We start from the raw sequence: 18,240 nt of genomic DNA on the forward strand, positions 1-18,240 counted from the left end.
TGATGTCAGTGAAGACTACGATAGCCCAATTTAACCTCATAATTCTGCTAATATTCTTTTTTTCTTGTCAAGAAAAAAATGATAAAATCCTGCTTTTTGAGTTATTGGATAAGTCGCATACAGGTGTAGATTTCAATAATGAATTGACCTATACAGAACAGCTCAATCCTTATACTTTCAGGAATTTCTATAATGGTGGTGGTGTCGCTTTGGGGGATATCAACAATGATGGACTGATAGATATTTTTTTGACAGGAAATCAGGTTGGGAATAAGCTTTATCTAAATAAAGGCAACTTTCAGTTTGAAGACATTACTCAAAAGGCGGGATTGGAAGTGCCGGGAGTTTGGTCTACAGGAGTCAGTATGGCTGATGTGAATGGAGATGGTCTCTTGGATATCTACATTTGCAAATCTGGACCACTCGGTGGAGACCAAAGACACAATGAGCTTTTTATCAACAATGGAGACATGACGTTTTCAGAAATGTCCAAAGAATACGGCATTGCAGATGAGGGGTTGTCCCAGCATGCGGTCTTTTTTGATTTTGATAAAGATGGAGACCTTGATATGTATTTGCTGAATAACTCTGCTAGATCTGTTGGGATCAATGACTTGAGAACAGGGCAGAGAGATGTAAGAGATCCTTTTGGTGGAAATAAATTATACCGCAATGACAATGGTAAATTTGTAGATGTCAGTGATGAGGCTGGGATTTATGGGAGTTCGATAGGATATGGTCTGGGAGTCACTGTAGCTGATATCAACAAAGACGGCTGGCCAGATTTGTATGTCTCCAATGATTTTTTTGAAAAAGACTATCTGTATCTCAATAATGGTGATGGGACATTCACAGAAAGTCTCGAAAGTATGATGACTGAGATCAGTATGGGGTCTATGGGAGCTGATATCGCAGACCTTGATAACAATGGCTGGCCTGATGTCTTTGTCACAGAAATGCTTCCTTCTGATCTTGAAAGAATAAAAACCAAAACCCCTTTTGAAGAGTGGGATAAATATCAAGCAAATGTAAAATCAGGATATTTTCATCAATTTACGAGAAATACTTTGCAGAGAAACATGGGGTATAAACCCAATTCTGAAGAAGTCCATTTTGTGGAAGTAGCGAGACAAGCAGGTGTCCACGCAACAGACTGGAGTTGGGGAGCTTTGATTTTTGATGTGGACAATGATGGATTGAGGGATGTTTTTGTAGCGAATGGGATAGTGAAAGATTTGACAGACTTTGATTATGTTGATTATTATGTGAACAATCAGAACTTGATTTCCCAATACAAAAAAGACTCTATACTTCTGACAAAAATGATTGATGAATTCCCTTCAAATCCTCAGCAAAACTTTTTGTTTCAAAACAAAGGGGATTTCAGATTTGAGGATATCGCTGCCGCTTCAGGAATGGGGCAATTGACTTTTTCTACAGGTGCAGCATACGCGGATTTGGACAATGATGGGGATTTGGATTTGGTCATCAATAATCTAAATGGTGAAGTTTCGATTTTTAAAAACAACAGCAATTTGATTCACAATAACAACTTCATACAAATTGATCTCGCGGGTAATTTTGGGGCAAAAGTCTCCATTTATTCTGGTTCAGAAGTTTTCTATGGAGAACACAATCCTGTCAAAGGATATATGTCCTCTGTAGATCACAGAATGCATTTTGGTCTGGGAACAATAGATTTGATAGATTCTCTTCTGATCCAGTGGCCAAACTCTTATGCAACTTTGCTGAAAAATGTACAAGTGAATCAATTGTTGGTAACTTCTCCTAATAATGCTTTCCCTGTGAATTTGACTCGAAATGAAATTTCTGAAAGTCCAATTTTCACAAAAGCAAAAAACCAAATTCCTTGGAAGCACCAAGAAAGCGATTATGTGGATTTTGACAGAGACAGGCTTAGATTCTGGATGATCAGCAATGAAGGACCAAAAATTGGAGTTGGAGATATTGACGGTAATGGATTGGATGATCTTGTTTTGCCAGGGGCAAGAGGACAAGCAACTACAGTTTGGAAGCAAACACAAGATGGGAGTTTTAAAATGAGTCAGGAATTCACCGAAGATCAACTTGCAGAGGATGTGGAGGCATTGTTTTTTGATGCTAATGGGGATGGTTATTTGGATGTATACATGGCTTCGGGAAGCATAGAATTTGGATTGAACAATCCAAATTATCAAGATAGACTTTACATTAATGATGGAAATGGGAAATTCAAAAAGTCTTCAAATCAGATACCTCCAAGATTTGAGAGCACATCATTTGTCAAAGCGTTTGACCATAATGGTGATGGACATTTAGATTTATTGATCGGAGGAAGGTCCATTCCATTTGCTTATGGATTGCCATTGGATGTAAGGCTTTTGGAAAATGATGGAAGTGGTAATTTTAAAGACATTACCAATTTGGTAGCTGAAGCTTTTTTGAAAATCGGGATGACAAGAGATGCTGCGATAGCAGATTTTGATGGAGATGGAGACCTTGAGATAATTTTGGTTGGCGAGTGGATGCCGATCAGGTTTTTCAAAAAGGTTAATGGAAAATATGTAGACCTTTCTGAAAATTTTGGCTTGTCAAATACAGGTGGGCTTTGGAATACAATTCAAGTATTGGATATCAACAATGACGGAAAACTTGATTTTATAGCTGGAAACATGGGACTCAATACACGGCTGAAAGCCTCCGAAGAAAAACCTATGCAATTGCATGTAAATGACTTCGATCAAAACGGTAGCGTAGAGCAGCTCTTAACACAGTATGAAGGGGAGGGTTCATTTCCTTTGGTTTTGAAAGGCCCTTTGCTCAAGCAATTGCCAAGTCTCAGGAAGCAGTTGTTGAATTATGATGCTTATAAAGACAAGAAAGTGGAAAATTTATTCCCGAAGGAAATCCTAGAAAGAAGTGTCGTTCACGAGGTACATACTTTGGAAAGTAAGCTGTTTTTGAACAAGGATGATGGCGTTTTTGAAGCTGCTAGTTTGCCGAGTTTGGTGCAAAGCAGTCCTGTTTATTCTATTTATGCTGAAAAAGAAAATAAAGATCATTGGGAAATTCTTTTTGGAGGAAATCAGTCGAAAATAAAGCCGGAAATAGGAATAAATATGGGTAGTTTTGGTTGGATGTTTAGGGGGGATGATGAAAAGAAGCTTGATTTGATTCCTGTACAGAAATCAGGCTTCTTTGTAGAAGGAGAAGTTCGAGACATCAAGAGAATTAGAACAAAACAAGGTTATAAGTATATTGTCGTAAGGAATAATCAGAGTATGCTTATTCTAGACAAGCAAAAATAATATAAGGGGTAAAAAGAGATTAATATGAAGTTGAAATTAGTACTGATGATTTTAGGGATTGGGCTGTTTTTTTCTTGTGATAGAAAAACAGAGTATGAAAAGGTGAAGCAGCGTGAGCTCGAGTCAGGAAAAGTTGTAGACGAATTGTTTTTGGGATTGAAATTTGGTATGCCACGGAAAGAGTTTTTTGGGACTTGTTGGGAATTGAACAAGGAAGGGGTTTTGATGCAGGGTGCACATGCTTTGAAAGTTCAATATAAGCCAGAGTTACCTTCAGGAAAGATGGCGAATATGTTTTTTTACCCGAAATTTGAAGAGGGCCGAATTTTTTATATGCCAGTAGAATTCCAGTACAGAGACTGGTTTCCAACCAACCCTGAGTATAGTTCAGAAAATTTGGTAATGGATGTCGTTGCATATTTTGAAGAACTTTATGGAGAAGGTTTTTTTAAAGTTGAGGATTCCTCTGGAGCTTTTGCAATGGTAAAAGTAGATGGGAATAGATTGGTGAGAGTCCATATCAAGAGCTTGAGTGCGGTAAGTGTAGATATATTAGACTTGAGAATAAAAGATATTAAAGATATTGCTTCATGATAGTAAATAGAAGCGTAATAGAAATTCTGCTGATTATACTGGTTTTTATTTCTTCCTGTGACCAAAAAGTTCAGCAAAAAGACACATTGTTTGAATCGATTCCTTCTTCAAGTTCGGGAGTTGCTTTCAGCAATAATCTAAAATTTGATGAAGCCTTCAATATTTTCACCTATAGAAATTTCTACAATGGAGGGGGAGTTGCTTTGGGAGATATCAATAATGATGGGCTTTTGGATATTTATTTCACTTCCAATCAAGGAGAGAACAAGCTATACCTGAACGAGGGTGATTTCAAGTTCAAAGATATCACAGACCAAGCTGGCGTAGCAGGCACTCGCGCATGGAGTACAGGTGTAGCAATGGTCGATGTAAATGGGGATGGCTATTTAGATATTTATGTCTGCAATTCCGGCGATTTGGCAGGGGATAACAAGCAGAATGAATTGTTTGTCAATAATGGTGACGGAACATTCACAGAGATGGCTGAAGCTTATGGTTTGGCGGATCAAGGGTACTCCACCCATGCAGTTTTTTTCGATTATGATAATGATGGTGATCTTGATATGTATTTGCTCAACAACAGCTATACTGCCATAGGAAGCTTCAACAAGATGCAGAACGAAAGGCCAAGAAGGGATCCTGTGGGAGGGGATAAATTATTCAGGAATGATGGGGATAAATTCACGGATGTGAGTGAAGAAGCTGGAATATATGGCAGCTTGATTGGTTTTGGTTTGGGGATTACAATCGGTGATGTCAATCAAGATGGCTGGATGGATATATTTATTTCCAATGATTTCTTCGAAAAGGATTACCTCTATATCAATAACCAAGATGGGACTTTCACTGAAAACTTAGAGACTTATATCAGGTCAACAAGTGCAAATTCTATGGGAGCTGATATTGCAGATGTCAACAATAATGGTTTCTTGGATATTTTCGTAACTGATATGCTACCCGAACCCATGGAACGCTTGAAGCAAGTGATTACCTTCGAAAGTTGGGACAAATTTCAATTCAATATCCAACATGGCTATCACTATCAGTACAATCGAAACATGCTCCATGTCAATAATGGAGATGGGACATTTAGTGAAATGGGAAGGTTTTCCAATATTGAAGCTACGGACTGGAGCTGGGCGGCTTTGTTTTTTGATATGGATAATGACGGTCATAAAGATGTTTTTGTGGCAAATGGAATCTATCAAGATATCACAGATCTTGACTACTTGAATTTTATAGATAATGAAGAAACCAAAAGAAAAATCATTTCTCAGCAGGGAGTGGATTATCGGGCATTGGTAGATCCAATTCCTATTACCCCAGTTTCCAATTATGCTTTCCAAAATAAAGGTGAGCTTCAGTTCACAAATGTGATTCATGAATGGGGGATGGGAGAGCCGATCCATTCAAATGGCTCAGCTTATGGAGATTTGAACAATGATGGAGCACTGGATTTGGTGATCAACAATGTCAACAAAGAGGCTACTATCTATAAAAACAGAAGTAGGGAATTTTTTCCTGAAAACAACTTCTTGCAAATAGAATTGAAAGGAAAACTTGGGAACACATCAGCCATTGGTACACAGATAAGACTAAAATCAGGAGATCAGATTTTCTATCAAGAGCATATGCCAAATAGAGGATTTCAATCTTCCGTTGATCCAAAGATTACCTTTGGTTTAGGTGAAGTGGATAAATTGGATGAAGTTCAGATAAGGTGGCCTGATGGAAAAATATCACTTTTGAAAGAAATCACAGCGAATCAGTTATTAACCTTGACATGGGAAAATGCCCAAGAAAACCCAGTGGGATTTGATTTTTTCAAAAAACCAAGTTCCGCCATTTTTGAAAAGGTAGAAAAGAATAACATTCTAGATTTTGTACATGTTGAAAACCAATTTGTGGACTTTGATAGAGATAGATTGACTTATCACAAACTCTCCACAGAAGGTCCAAAAGCAACTTTTGGAGATGTCAATGGCGATGGACTGGAAGATGTTTATCTTGGTGGAGCGAAGGGGTTTCCAGGGCAGCTTTATATACAATCAGCAAATGGGGGATTTGTAAAATCAAATCAGCAAGTTTTTGAATTGGATAAAGTTTCTGAAGATACAGATGCAGTATTTTTTGATGCCAATGGAAATGGATTCTTGGATCTTTTGGTCACTTCTGGAAGCAATGAAGCGGCTTTTGGTGTGCCCGAATTGGCAGATAGACTTTATATCAATAATGGAAAAGGAATTTTTTCCAAAGAGGAAAAAAGTGGGCTTGAAAGTTTGCGTCACAGTACTTCTGTGGTAAAAGTGTTGGACATCAATGGAGATGGGTTTCAGGATTTGTTTGTAGGAGGAAGGCTGATCCCATTTATCTATGGTGTCAATGCCAGTAGCTTCATTTTGATAAATGATGGAAAAGGCAATTTCAAGGAAGCAACGGCTGAATTTGCACCGCAACTCAAAGAGATAGGATTGGTCACAGATGCAGCATTGGTGGATTATGATGGTGATGGGAGAGAAGATTTGATTTTGGTTGGGGATTGGATGGCTCCTGCTATATTTAAAAATACAGGAAACAAACTGGAAAAAATAGAAATGCCTGAAATGCAGGCTTACAAAGGCTGGTACAGAACGATTGAAGTCGGGGATTTCAACAATGACGGAAAGCCTGATTTCGTGTTGGGAAATCATGGTTTGAATAGCAGGTTTAAGCCAACAGTAGATTCTCCGATAAAAATGTTTGTCAATGATTTTGATCAAAATGGAAGCGTGGAACAAATTCACACTAAGGAAGTAGAAGGGAAGCATATTCCATATACTTTGAAACATGAACTTGAAAAACAAATCCCAGTTGTCAAGAAAAAATATCTCAAATACAGTAATTACAACAAGGAAAGTATTGAAGATATTTTTGGTGCAGAAGCTTTGGCAAACTCTGTAATCCAAGAATTCAATTTCGCAGCCTCAGCAGTAATGATGAATATGGGTGAAGGTAGGTTTGAGGTTCAGCCTTTGCCTAGAAAAGCCCAAAAATCTTGGATGTTTGCTGCTTTGGTAACAGACGTGAATAACGACGGGATTCAGGACATCATTATGGCAGGGAATCTAGAAGGAGCCAAGCCAGAAGCAGGCCAATATGATGCTAGCTATGGAGAGGTATTGATTGGCAAAGGAGATGGTACTTTCGAGTATGTGGAAAATAGAGACCATGGACTGAAGCTGGATGGAGACATCAGAAACCTACTGGAAGTAAATATCAAAGGTCAGAGAATGTTGATGGTAGTGAAGAACAATAAAGCTTTGGAGTGGTGGTCGTTTTAGTAATCAATGTTTAAGTTCTTGGGAATTAGGTGATCAAAGAATTGTATGAAAGTGTAATATTGCATGAATAAATTTATAGTAGGTTTAGTTTTTTTTGGATTGTTTTCTTGCTCAAAAAAGAAAGAAGAGGTGAAGCTATTTTCCCTGCTTCCTGCATCACAAACAGGCATAGATTTCAGGAATGATTTGGTATCCACCGAAGACATGAACATTCTTGAGTACTTGTATTTTTATAATGGAGGAGGAGTAGCGGTTGGAGATATCAATAATGATGGTTTGGTAGATATTTATTTTACATCAAATCAAGGGGAAAACAAGCTTTACCTTAACAAAGGAGATTTTCAATTTGAAGATATTACACAAAAAGCTGGAGTGACCGGAGATGGAGGCTGGTCCACGGGGGTGACTATGGCAGATGTGAATGGAGATGGTTTACTGGATATTTATGTATGTCAAGTTGGGGATTACAAAGGTATTTCGGGTAAAAACAAGCTTTATATCAATAATGGAGATTTGACCTTTTCTGAAAAAGGAGCAGAATATGGCGTTGATTTCACTGGTTTTTCTACACATGCATTGTTTTTTGACTATGACCAAGACGGGGATTTGGATTTGTATCTTTTGAATCACTCCATCAAAAAACCGGAAGTGTTCACCCATGCCGATACAAAATTTTCCGATCAAGATGAAAAAGGGGGAGACAAGCTTTTTAAGAGCTTGATTTCTCAGGGGGAAAACAAAATGGTGGATGCAACAGAGATATCAGGAATTTTGTCAAGTAGTCTTGGTTTTGGACTTGGAGTAGGTGTCGGAGATGTCAATGGAGATGGCTGGCTCGATATTTATGTTTCAAATGACTTCACAGAGGACGATTACCTTTATATTAATCAGGGAGACGGAACTTTTAATGAATCTTTAAGTGATTTTATCAGCAATACGAGCAGATATAGCATGGGCAATGACATCAATGATATCAATAATGATGGTCTTCCTGATATTTTTACCACGGATATGCTTCCCGATGATCCTGAGATATGGATGAAATCCATTGGTGAGGATAAGCAGGAGGTTTATGATATAAAGAAAAAATTTGGGTATGGTGATCAGTATGTCAGAAATCACCTTCAGCTGAATCAAGGGAATCAGCGTTTTGCTGAAATTGGACTTTTGACCAATACTTTTGCTACAGACTGGAGTTGGTCTCCTTTGATTTTTGATATGGACAATGATGGATTCAAGGATATCCACATCACAAATGGCATTGTCAAGCGCCCCAATGATTTGGACTTTGTTCAGTACAGCCAGTCCCCCAACCCAAACCTGACTGAAGAAGAAGTCCACGATAGGCTGATTGAGATGCTACCTACCATGAAACTTTCCAATTTTGCTTTCAGAAATGGTGGGGATTTGAAGTTTGAGTCGGTCTCAGAGATTTGGGGTTTGGATCAGGTTTCATATTCTTCAGGTTCTGCTTATGCTGACTTGAACAATGATGGGGCTTTGGATATGATTGTCAATAATATCAATGATCAAGCATTTATTTATCAGAACAATGCGATTCAAGTATTTTCCAATAATTTTATTCAGATAGATTTGAAGGGAGGACAAAGTAACAAATTTGGGATTGGAGCAGAAGTGACGGTATTTTGCGGAGAAGAAATTTTCCATCAATTGCTAAGTACTTCCCGAGGTTTCCAATCCGGTTCCTCTACCACTTTGACTTTTGGTTTGGGACAAAGGGATGAAGTTGATTCTATTTCAGTAAGTTGGAGTGCAAACGAAAAAGAAGTATTCTACGAAAACCCAATCAATAAAAAGAGTTTGCTGGAGAAGGGGACAGGAAGTCAATTTATCCCTAGCAAAAACAGAAAAAGCTTGCCATTTACTTTAGAGGAACTTGATATAGACTGGAAGCATCAAGAAAATTTGGATTTCGATGATATGCGTCGGGAATATTTGATTCCAAGAAAATATTCTACCGAAGGCCCTGCTTTAGCAGTAGCTGACGTCAATAATGATGGATTGGAAGATTTTTATCTCGGCGGAGCAAAGGGCCAAGTGTCAGCACTTTATTTGCAACAAGTTGATGGTACATTTAAATCTCAGCAAAATCCAGTTTTTGAAGTGTTGAGTCCTGGTGAAGATGTAGTTGCGGAATTTGTTGATTTGAATGGAAATGGGTTCCTTGACCTTTATGTTGGAAGTGGAGGAAATGAATATCCAAAAGGACATCTTTACAATTATGACAGGGTATATTTGAATGATGGGAATGGAAAATTAAATTTCTCCCCAAATTCTCTGCCTCCATTGGGCGAAAACACTTCGTCAATTGCTGTCCAAGATATCAATGGCGATGGAGCTCCTGATATTTTTGTCACTGCAGCGGTAGTGACAGGCAACTATGGAGCAAAACCTTACAGTTATCTTTTGATCAATGATGGAAAGGGGAATTTTAAGGACGAAACAAGGAAGTATTTTGGGGAAGGTTTTCAGCCTGGGATGCTTCAAAAGGCTTCTTGGGTAGATATTGATGGAGATAAAAAAAACGAGCTAGTCTTGGTAGGGGAATGGAATTCTGTACAAATTTTTAAGCAAAAAAGTGATCGTAAATTTGAACAGATTTCCATTGGTGAAGATGCTTCCAAGGCTGGACTTTTCAATACAGTAAGTTCATTGATTGAAAATGGAGATCAGTATTTACTTTTGGGTAACTTGGGGTTGAATAGCAAGCTTAAAGCTGGTTCTGAAAAACCGCTTTGGCTCTTCCACCATGATTTTGATGGAAATGAGCAGGAAGACCCACTTATTTTTCACTACATGGGAGATAACTTGATTCCTTTTGCATCGAGAGATGATCTGATGAAGCAAATTCCATTGATCAAGAAAAAGCATGGGAGCTATGTGGGTTATGCTCAGATAAAGCACCCGAATGATCTATTCGATTCACAGCAACTTAAAAATGCAAATAAATATCAGGTTGAAAATTTGCAATCAGGTTTGTTGAAAGGGAATAATGCTGGAAATTATGATTTTGTACCCTTTCCCATTGAAGGTCAGTTTGCACCAATCAAGGATTTCTTTACGTGGGAAAAAGATGGCAAAACACACATTCTCGCAGTTGGAGGATTCTATGGTTTTAGAAATGACTTTGGCCGGTCAGATGCTATGCCTTTGGCTTACTTTATATTTCAAAATGGTCAATTGAAAAGTGAAGCTTTGAATTTGGATTATATGAATATAAAGGGAGAATACAGGTCTATAAGGCCAATTCTGATCAAAGGTGAATTGCACCTGCTTGCTGTAAGGAACAATAGTAAGCCTATCTTACTCAAAGTGAATTAGAGTTGAGTATGTTGTTGAAAGTCTTTTCCCTTGGGCTGTGTCCTCACAGCCCAATCATATCCTCCATGGATTTTGTCTCTATCCTTGGACTATTTCCTCACATTCCAATCTTCTCTTAATTCGATTGATTTGCTATGATTAGAATTTCACAAACCAAAATTTATCCCTAAAATGTGAACTCACAGTCCGTTATATCCTCAAGACCAAGACCGCTAATCTAAAGAATTCTGCATAAGGAGGACAAGAATCCATCTCGCAATGTGTCCCAATAGAGAAATAGATGACTACCTTGGTTAGTACCTCATAGGTTAAAACTCAGAATGGTGTTTTGTCCCTTTGACCAGTATTTGTTAATTTTGTAAATTATTCGAAAGTTCTGAAAATGAGATTGCTAAAAAATATAAATTATATCCTTTTTGTATTGGTTTTACTGTATAGCTGTCAGCCAAAAGATTATCAAAATGTGATTTCTGATGGAGCATATCAGTTTGCTGCACAAGACAAATTGACTGAGATTATCATTCATGATATTTTCTCACCACCTGTGGCGAGCAGGATTTATGCTTATTCATCTATTGCCGCTTATGAAGTTGCTGTGCTCGCCGGAAATGGAGAGTACAAATCCTTGATGGGGCAATTGAATGGTTTTGAAAAAACTGATTTTGATGTCTCAGAGGATGTTTACCTTCCATTAGCGTCTTTGGCAGCTTATTATAAAGTAGGGACAATGTTGATTTTTTCAGAAGAGATGATGCAAGCTCACAAAAATGCAGCATTTAAAGAACTTAAATCCAAAGGAATACCCAGTGATATAATTGAAGCATCTGTTGCGTTAGGAGAGAAAGTAGCAGACCATGTCATCGCATATTCCAAAAAAGACAATTATCATCAAAGCAGATCTTTTGAGAAATATACCATCAGCAGTGATCCAAACTCTTGGCAACCAACCCCTCCCATGTATATGGAAGGGATTGAGCCGCATTGGAATAAGATCAGGCCTTTTGTCTTGGAAGCTCCAGATCAATTTAAATCAGAACCTGCCACTGCTTTTGATTCAAAACCTGGAAGTGATTTTTACAGGGAAGCAGAAGAGGTATTCAATGTGGTCAATAATTTGACCAAAGAACAAAGTGATATTGCTTTTTTCTGGGATTGTAATCCATACAAAGTAAATGTCAAAGGTCATGTGATGTTTGCGGAGAAAAAAATAACCCCTGGAGGACACTGGATGGGAATAGCTGCAATTTCTTCCAAAACTGCAAAACAAGATTGGATAGGGGCAGCAGAGACCTTGGCGAAAACTTCAATAGCACTTTTTGATGGTTTTATTGCTTGTTGGGATGAGAAGTACAGAAGTGTTTTGATTAGGCCAGAAACGTACATCAATAAATACATAGATGAAGAATGGTTGCCAATCTTACAGACTCCGCCTTTCCCAGAGTATACAAGTGGCCATAGTGTTATTAGTAATGCAGCAGCCGAGACATTGACAAGTTTGTTTGGGGAAGGGTTTCATTTTGTGGATTCTACAGAAGTGGCTTTTGGATTGCCGATTAGAGAATTTGAATCGTTCAAACTGGCAGCTGACGAAGCAGCGATCAGTAGGATGTATGGAGGGATTCATTACATGCCGGCAATCGTAAATGGCGCATCAAAAGGAAAAAAAATTGGACAATATCTAGTAGGGAAAATAGAAACCAAGAGCCAAAAATTGGCAGAAAAATAATTTATCAATGTCAAATACTTAGAATAGGCTGGATTTTATAAGATTCAGCCTATTTTTGTGTTTTATAAATCAAAAGAACAAATGGATATCATCTTAAAATATTTCCCTGACCTTACTGAAAAGCAAATTGATCAACTAGCTCAATTGGAGGTATTGTATGCCGATTGGAATGAGAAAATCAATGTAATCAGCAGAAAGGATACGGAATTTTTTTATGAAAGACATGTGCTTCATGCGATGTCCATTGCCAAAGTCATGAAGTTTCAGCCAGGTACAAAAGTTTTGGATATAGGAACTGGTGGGGGTTTCCCGGGGATTCCTTTGGCAATTCTTTTTCCTGAAACTCATTTTCATTTGGTAGATTCCATTGGGAAGAAAATCAGCGTTGTAAAAGACGTCGCCAAGAAGCTTAAATTGTCTAATGTAGAAGCCCAGCAAGTAAGGGCTGAGACTTTGGTAAGGAGATATGATTTTGTGGTAAGCCGTGCAGTGACGCGTTTTACCAATTTTTTTCCTTGGGTCAAAGGGAAGTTCAAAAAAGAAGACTTCAATGAATTTCAAAATGGAATATTTTTGCTCAAAGGCGGAGATGTAGACGAGGAGATGGAAGAAAGAAATGTAGGCTATGTGACTTATCATCTTAGCGACTATTTCAAAGAAGAATTCTTCGACACCAAGAAGGTTGTCTATGTTCCTTGGGAAGGAAAGAGGTAGATTTGGGACATGATAAATAATATCAAAGGCTATTTACCTAATTGCAGCAACAACTTAAAATCGTCTAAGAGAAATCTCCCAAACTTCAATTTCCTTTTTTAGGAATTATGTTGCAGTTTTGCACAAACAATTTTCTTCATGGCAATTTTATTGAAATCACTCCAATTTATCGATTCTGAAAATGTAAATCCTGCTAAGGATTACTTCTTTGAGAACGGTCAGATTGTTTCATTTGATCAAGAAAAACATAAAATAGAAAAGGAGATTGATTGCACTGGTCTCTATGGTTCTAAAGGGTGGATTGATTTGAGATGTATGATGGGTGAGCCAGGTTTAGAATACAAAGAATCAATCGAAAGCCTTGGTGATGTATTAGCTACAAGCGGATTTGCAAAAGCTGTGATAATGCCAAATACAGTTCCAGCTTTGCAGTCGAAAAATGAAATCCAGTATGTGAAAGCAAAAGCGTCAAGTCTTTTCACTGATCTAATTATTCAAGCAGCTGCCACACGCGACAACAAAGGAGAAGATTTTACTGAAATCCTTGATATTAATAATGAAGGTGTATATGTGTTTGGTGATGGGACAAGCCCATTGGCAAACCCAGACCGATTGATGAAGATTTTGCAATACTTACAAAAATTTGACGGGGTGTTGTTTGACCATTCCTATGATCCACTTTTGGCACTTTTTGGACAAATGAACGAGGGGAATGTCTCTACGATGGTCGGGGTCAAGGGAATTCCCAATCTTGCTGAGGATGTAGCGATCCATAGAAATCTAGAAATCTTAAGATATACGGGTGGTAAAATCCATTTTCAAACAATCAGTTCCAAAAAGTCAGTTGCGTTAATAAGGGAAGCAAAAAAAGAAGGTTTGAAAGTAACTGCAGATGTGTCGATTTATCAATTAATCTTCACTGATAATGATCTGTCTGATTTTGATTCTAACTTAAAAGTAATGCCTCCATTCAGAAGTAATGAAGATATGGAAGCTCTAATAGATGGTTTAAAAGACGGGACTATTGATGCAATTGTATCAAATCATCAGCCCCAAGATTTTGATTCCAAACACATGGAGTTTGATTTGGCATCATTTGGGATGATTGGTTTGCAGACATTCTTACCTGCAATGGTTACCCTTGCCGAAGAATTGTCTTGGCCTTTATTGATCAAAAAAATTACTGATGGCCCTGCATTTGTTTTGGGTTTGGAAGAGTCAGAAAGCACTAGTTTTACAATTTTTGATCCGAAAGAATCTTGGACTTTTGACCAAAACAGTAACAAATCTTTGTCAAAAAACACCCCTTGGTTTGGCAAAGACCTCTTAGGAAAAGTAAAGTTCGCAATGAACGGGACAAAATTTATCCAACTATAAATGAATAGAAAATTTCAAGCATCGTACAAGTTCGGATTGATTGGGGGTGCTTTTTGTGTCATTTCCTTTGTGATTTTTCAATTACTTGGTATAGATCCTACCAAATTGAGTATGCTTTTTGGCTATATTTTGATACCGGTTTTTTTATTCATCGGGATCAGATATTATCGAAATGAAGTCAATGATGGTCTTTTGAGTTTTTCGGAAGGGATGACAGCTGGTTTTTTGATTTATTCATTGATCGCGGCGATATCTGGAATTGGTATTTGGATTATATTGATGATTTCACCGTCACTATACGAGGAGATCAAAGCTCAAAAAATCGATTTGCTTCAAGGAAACAAAGAGTTGATAGTAGAACAAATGGGAATAGAATCTTATGATATAACCTATCAAAGTCTTCTTAAAATGACTACTTTTGACATTGCTACCAATGATTTTATTTGGAAAATTATTCCAGGACTCTTTTTTACAATAATTATTTCCATAATTTTAAGAAGAAATTTTAAATAACTACAAACATGGAAGAAAAAATTACTATTGGAGACTCTGTTAAAAAATGGGGTCTAATTTATGGGTTAGTTGGTTTAATATTAGCTATCCTTACGGCTATTTTTGATTTAGCAACCAAGGGCTTTGCAATATCTGGTATGGTTACCCTAGCTTCAGTTGCGATTGTTTTTGGTATTTATTTTTTAGCAACCAAAGAATACAGAGAATCGAATGATGGTCTGTTATCATTTGGGGAAGGTTTCAAAATTGTAGCTTTAATTGGTTTATTGGGTGGAGTTATTAGAGCTGTCGGAAACTACCTATATATCAAATTCATCGATACGGGCTACCTTGATCGTACGTTAGAAGCGCAAATTGAAGCGCAAGAAAAGATGGGGGTTCCTTATGACCCAGATGCTATTCCTGCGTTTGTGAAGATGATGCAAACCGCAGAATTTCAAATTATTAGTTCTTTCTTAATGGCTATCTTAGGGTTCTTGATTTGGGGGCTTATTGCTGTAGCTATCAATAAAAAGACTGAAGAATACTAAAAATCAAAATGATTCAAATTTCCGTCATAGTGCCTGTTTTCAATGAACAGGAATCTTTACCAGAATTGAATAGTTGGATTAGCCGGGTTATGAATGACCACGGCTTTTCTTATGAAATCATATTTATCAATGATGGAAGTACCGATGATTCGTGGGAGGTTATCTCAGAATTGTCGAAATTGAACCCAAATGTGAAAGCTGTCAATTTCACTAGAAATTATGGGAAATCAGCAGCTTTGGATATGGGTTTTAGTAAATCTAAAGGGGAGGTTGTTATTACTATGGATGCTGACCTACAGGATAGCCCTGATGAAATCCCAGGATTATATAATATGATTATCGACGAAGGGTTTGACATAGTTTCAGGATGGAAGAAGAAACGTTTCGACCCAATTTCCAAAACTATCCCTTCTAAATTTTTCAATGGTGTTACCAGATGGATATCTGGGATCAAACTCCATGATTTCAACTGTGGCCTCAAAGCATATAAGCAAAAGGTCGTGAAAAACATCCATATCTATGGAGAAATGCATAGATACATTCCCTTGATTGCAAAATGGAATGGGTTTGCGAAAATTGGTGAAAGGGTAGTCGAGCATCGTGCCAGGAAGTACGGCGAGACTAAATTTGGCCTTGAAAGATTTTTGAATGGTTTTTTGGACTTGATTTCTGTTTCCTTTGTCAACAGATACAAGAAAAAGCCAATGCATTTTTTTGGGCTACTAGGTACTATTTCTTTCTCTTCTGGTTTCTTGATCACTATTTGGCTCATTTTCCAAAAAATATATGGTTTGTATATGGGTAGTAAAGTTCGGGAAATTACAGAACAGCCATTGTTTTTCTTGGCGCTTGTGGCATTGATCGTCGGTGTTCAATTGTTTTTGACTGGATTTTTGGCAGAAATGATGACTTCTAACAATTCCAAAAAAGCTGATTACAATGTTAGTGGACAGATAAATCTCAATGATTGATGTTCTTTTCGGTTATCATACCTGTATTCAATAGACCTCAAGAAATCCATGAACTTCTAAATAGCTTGTTGGCACAGGAAGAAAAAGATTTCGAAGTGATAATTATTGAAGATGGTTCTGAATTTACATGTAGCCATATCGTTGAGGAATTCCAAGAACTTCTGAATGTACGCTATTTATTCATAGCGAATGTAGGCCAAGGTTTTGCAAGGAATTATGGAATGAAGCAAGCCTTTGGAAATTATTTTGTGTTGTTTGATTCGGATTGTATTATTCCTTCATCCTATTTTTCTTTGTTGAAATCAGCAATCATAGATAGAAAGCTGGATGCTTTTGGTGGGCCAGATGCTGCTGGGCACGATTTTTCAGATTTTCAAAAAGCAATGAACTACAGCATGACTTCCGTATTCACAACTGGAGGAATCAGGGGAAAGCTCAAAGATCCAAGCAAATATCAAGCGAGGGGTTACAACATGGGCTTGTCCAAAGAAGCTTTTGAGTGCTCAGAAGGATTCGTCGACCCAAACAAAGGGGAAGATATCGAGTTGAGTATTCGACTAAAAAAGTTAGGATATAAGTTAGAATTGGTCGAAGAAGCTTTTGTTTATCACAAAAGAAAAAATACAATATGGAATTTCTTTAAACAAAGTTTTTCTTTCGGGCAAAACAGAATCAATGTTAGTCGGTATCATCCAGAGGCAATAAAATTGATCCATTTGATGCCTGCATTTTTCTTGGTTTTTGAATGCTCATTGTTGTTAATGCTATTGGTATATCCCTATACAAATGTTTTTTTTATAATTGGCATGCTGATCTTTGCCATCTGGAAAACTTCAATCTTTGTCCACGCTTCCGTAGTTAATACGTCCATAAAAATCGGAATCTTATCAATTATCACTTCCATTGGGCAATTGTCAGCATATGGATTGGGAATGATTACAGAGGGAGTGAAGAAAATTATTAAAGGCTGATTTTATCCTTTTTTGCAATAAAATATTACTTCATTCTCCGGAAGACCATGGGCTTTGATTTTTTCTTGAGACAATGTTTTTACAAATAGATTTTCATGTACATTCAGTCCAGATGTGCTCAGTCTCTTAGCGTAATCCTTACCATATTTTCTGACATGGTCACGCTGCCCAAAAAGCCTTTCCCTTTCGGCTGGGTCGGTGATTGTCTTGTCCTCCAAAGTAGCTTCGAGGTTGTACACTGGTGACTGAATGATGCCCCAACCATCTTTTTTCAAAACCCTATTGATCTCACTACATGCCAAAATATCGTCATCTACATGTTCCATCACATGGTTGCAAAATACAACATCAAATGATTCGTCTTCGAAAGGAATCTGATGAACATCAAGCTTAACTTTGGCAAGTGGTGATTCAATATCGCCAGTTATATAATCCAAATTTGGCAAAGCATCCATTCTATCAATGAAACAAAGCTCAGGAGCTATGTGGAGAACTTTTAGTCGATCTGTGAAAAAGTTGGTCTCTTCTTGGAGGAAAAGCCACATCAATCTATGTCTTTCAAGCGCCAAGCAGTTTGGGCAAAGTGCATTTTCCCTTGCCTTTCTTCCATATGGTAAAAATTTTCTGAAAGAATGATTGCATACATTGCAAGAAACTTGATTACCTCTGTAAAAAATTGCCAAGACTCTCAAAAAAAAGTGAGAAACAAGCTGGAGGTACTTTCTTGGGATATAGCGGATTACAAAACTGATGATGGACTTCATGAATTTGGGTTATGTCGGAATTGATGATATTAGCAATGATTATTAGATCGGATTGCAATTTAAGTAATGTTCGGGCAAAAGTATTGAAATCATGGAGCACAATCTTATAA

The 18,240-nt window shown here is 37.5% G+C and carries 12 protein-coding genes; 11 read left to right on the plus strand and 1 reads right to left on the minus strand.

All coding sequences use genetic code 11. The features are described from left to right. Nucleotides 1–2 precede the first annotated feature (2 nt). The 11 genes from MM236_RS12085 (at nucleotide 3) to MM236_RS12135 (ending at nucleotide 17,366) form a co-directional block, all read left to right on the plus strand. The gene (locus tag MM236_RS12085) at nucleotides 3–3,308 is read left to right on the plus strand and encodes a VCBS repeat-containing protein (RefSeq protein WP_241275236.1); all 3,306 of its coding nucleotides are present in this window, start codon (nucleotides 3–5) and stop codon (nucleotides 3,306–3,308) included. A 24-nt stretch (nucleotides 3,309–3,332) separates the two neighbouring features. Continuing rightward, nucleotides 3,333–3,902: a hypothetical protein gene (locus MM236_RS12090; protein ID WP_241275237.1), complete on the plus strand. Its 570-nt coding sequence runs from the start codon at nucleotides 3,333–3,335 to the stop codon at nucleotides 3,900–3,902. Next, entirely contained in the window at nucleotides 3,899–7,222 is a 3,324-nt protein-coding gene (locus MM236_RS12095) for a VCBS repeat-containing protein (RefSeq protein ID WP_241275238.1), read from the plus strand. Before MM236_RS12090 ends, MM236_RS12095 begins: the two co-directional genes overlap by 4 nt. Nucleotides 7,223–7,285: 63 nt before the next feature. Further along, nucleotides 7,286–10,564, plus strand: coding sequence for a VCBS repeat-containing protein (locus MM236_RS12100; protein ID WP_241275239.1), 3,279 nt, complete (start codon nucleotides 7,286–7,288; stop codon nucleotides 10,562–10,564). Between the two features lie 382 nt (nucleotides 10,565–10,946). Next, nucleotides 10,947–12,290 (plus strand): vanadium-dependent haloperoxidase, encoded by a 1,344-nt coding sequence (locus MM236_RS12105; RefSeq protein WP_241275240.1) that lies wholly within the window; start codon nucleotides 10,947–10,949, stop codon nucleotides 12,288–12,290. A gap of 81 nt (nucleotides 12,291–12,371) precedes the next feature. Next, entirely contained in the window at nucleotides 12,372–13,004 is a 633-nt protein-coding gene (gene rsmG, locus MM236_RS12110) for a 16S rRNA (guanine(527)-N(7))-methyltransferase RsmG (RefSeq protein WP_241275241.1), read from the plus strand. A gap of 138 nt (nucleotides 13,005–13,142) precedes the next feature. Then, complete coding sequence (locus MM236_RS12115; RefSeq protein ID WP_241275242.1) at nucleotides 13,143–14,381, plus strand: dihydroorotase; 1,239 nt, start codon at nucleotides 13,143–13,145, stop codon at nucleotides 14,379–14,381. Beyond that, nucleotides 14,382–14,894, plus strand: coding sequence for a DUF4199 domain-containing protein (locus MM236_RS12120; protein ID WP_241275243.1), 513 nt, complete (start codon nucleotides 14,382–14,384; stop codon nucleotides 14,892–14,894). Between the two features lie 8 nt (nucleotides 14,895–14,902). Beyond that, nucleotides 14,903–15,424 (plus strand): DUF4199 domain-containing protein, encoded by a 522-nt coding sequence (locus MM236_RS12125; RefSeq protein ID WP_241275244.1) that lies wholly within the window; start codon nucleotides 14,903–14,905, stop codon nucleotides 15,422–15,424. A gap of 8 nt (nucleotides 15,425–15,432) precedes the next feature. Then, on the plus strand, nucleotides 15,433–16,395 hold the full coding sequence (locus MM236_RS12130; protein ID WP_241275245.1) for a glycosyltransferase family 2 protein: 963 nt from the start codon (nucleotides 15,433–15,435) through the stop codon (nucleotides 16,393–16,395). Then, a complete protein-coding gene (locus MM236_RS12135; protein WP_241275246.1) occupies nucleotides 16,395–17,366 on the plus strand; it encodes a glycosyltransferase family 2 protein in 972 nt (323 codons plus the stop codon). Before MM236_RS12130 ends, MM236_RS12135 begins: the two co-directional genes overlap by 1 nt. Nucleotides 17,367–17,368: 2 nt before the next feature. Here MM236_RS12135 and MM236_RS12140 read toward each other — a convergent pair whose 3' ends face one another. Further along, nucleotides 17,369–18,130 carry a class I SAM-dependent methyltransferase gene (locus tag MM236_RS12140; protein ID WP_241275247.1) on the minus strand — a complete coding sequence of 254 codons (762 nt, stop codon included), beginning with the start codon at nucleotides 18,128–18,130 and terminating at the stop codon, nucleotides 17,369–17,371. Between the last annotated feature and the right edge of the window lie 110 nt (nucleotides 18,131–18,240).

Origin of the sequence: Belliella calami (assembly GCF_022549695.1) — a bacterium.
Lineage (GTDB): Bacteria > Bacteroidota > Bacteroidia > Cytophagales > Cyclobacteriaceae > Belliella > Belliella calami.

Excerpts from the sequence above, each read along its gene's own strand:
- MM236_RS12130 (WP_241275245.1), top strand. The coding sequence starts at position 15,433 with ATGATTCAAATTTCCGTCATAGTGCCTGTTTTCAATGAACAGGAATCT.
- MM236_RS12095 (WP_241275238.1), top strand. The coding sequence starts at position 3,899 with ATGATAGTAAATAGAAGCGTAATAGAAATTCTGCTGATTATACTGGTT.
- MM236_RS12135 (WP_241275246.1), top strand. The coding sequence starts at position 16,395 with ATGTTCTTTTCGGTTATCATACCTGTATTCAATAGACCTCAAGAAATC.
- MM236_RS12090 (WP_241275237.1), top strand. The coding sequence starts at position 3,333 with ATGAAGTTGAAATTAGTACTGATGATTTTAGGGATTGGGCTGTTTTTT.
- MM236_RS12085 (WP_241275236.1), top strand. The coding sequence starts at position 3 with ATGTCAGTGAAGACTACGATAGCCCAATTTAACCTCATAATTCTGCTA.
- MM236_RS12100 (WP_241275239.1), top strand. The coding sequence starts at position 7,286 with ATGAATAAATTTATAGTAGGTTTAGTTTTTTTTGGATTGTTTTCTTGC.
- rsmG (WP_241275241.1), top strand. The coding sequence starts at position 12,372 with ATGGATATCATCTTAAAATATTTCCCTGACCTTACTGAAAAGCAAATT.
- MM236_RS12125 (WP_241275244.1), top strand. The coding sequence starts at position 14,903 with ATGGAAGAAAAAATTACTATTGGAGACTCTGTTAAAAAATGGGGTCTA.
- MM236_RS12120 (WP_241275243.1), top strand. The coding sequence starts at position 14,382 with ATGAATAGAAAATTTCAAGCATCGTACAAGTTCGGATTGATTGGGGGT.
- MM236_RS12105 (WP_241275240.1), top strand. The coding sequence starts at position 10,947 with ATGAGATTGCTAAAAAATATAAATTATATCCTTTTTGTATTGGTTTTA.
- MM236_RS12140 (WP_241275247.1), bottom strand. The coding sequence starts at position 18,130 with ATGAAGTCCATCATCAGTTTTGTAATCCGCTATATCCCAAGAAAGTAC.
- MM236_RS12115 (WP_241275242.1), top strand. The coding sequence starts at position 13,143 with ATGGCAATTTTATTGAAATCACTCCAATTTATCGATTCTGAAAATGTA.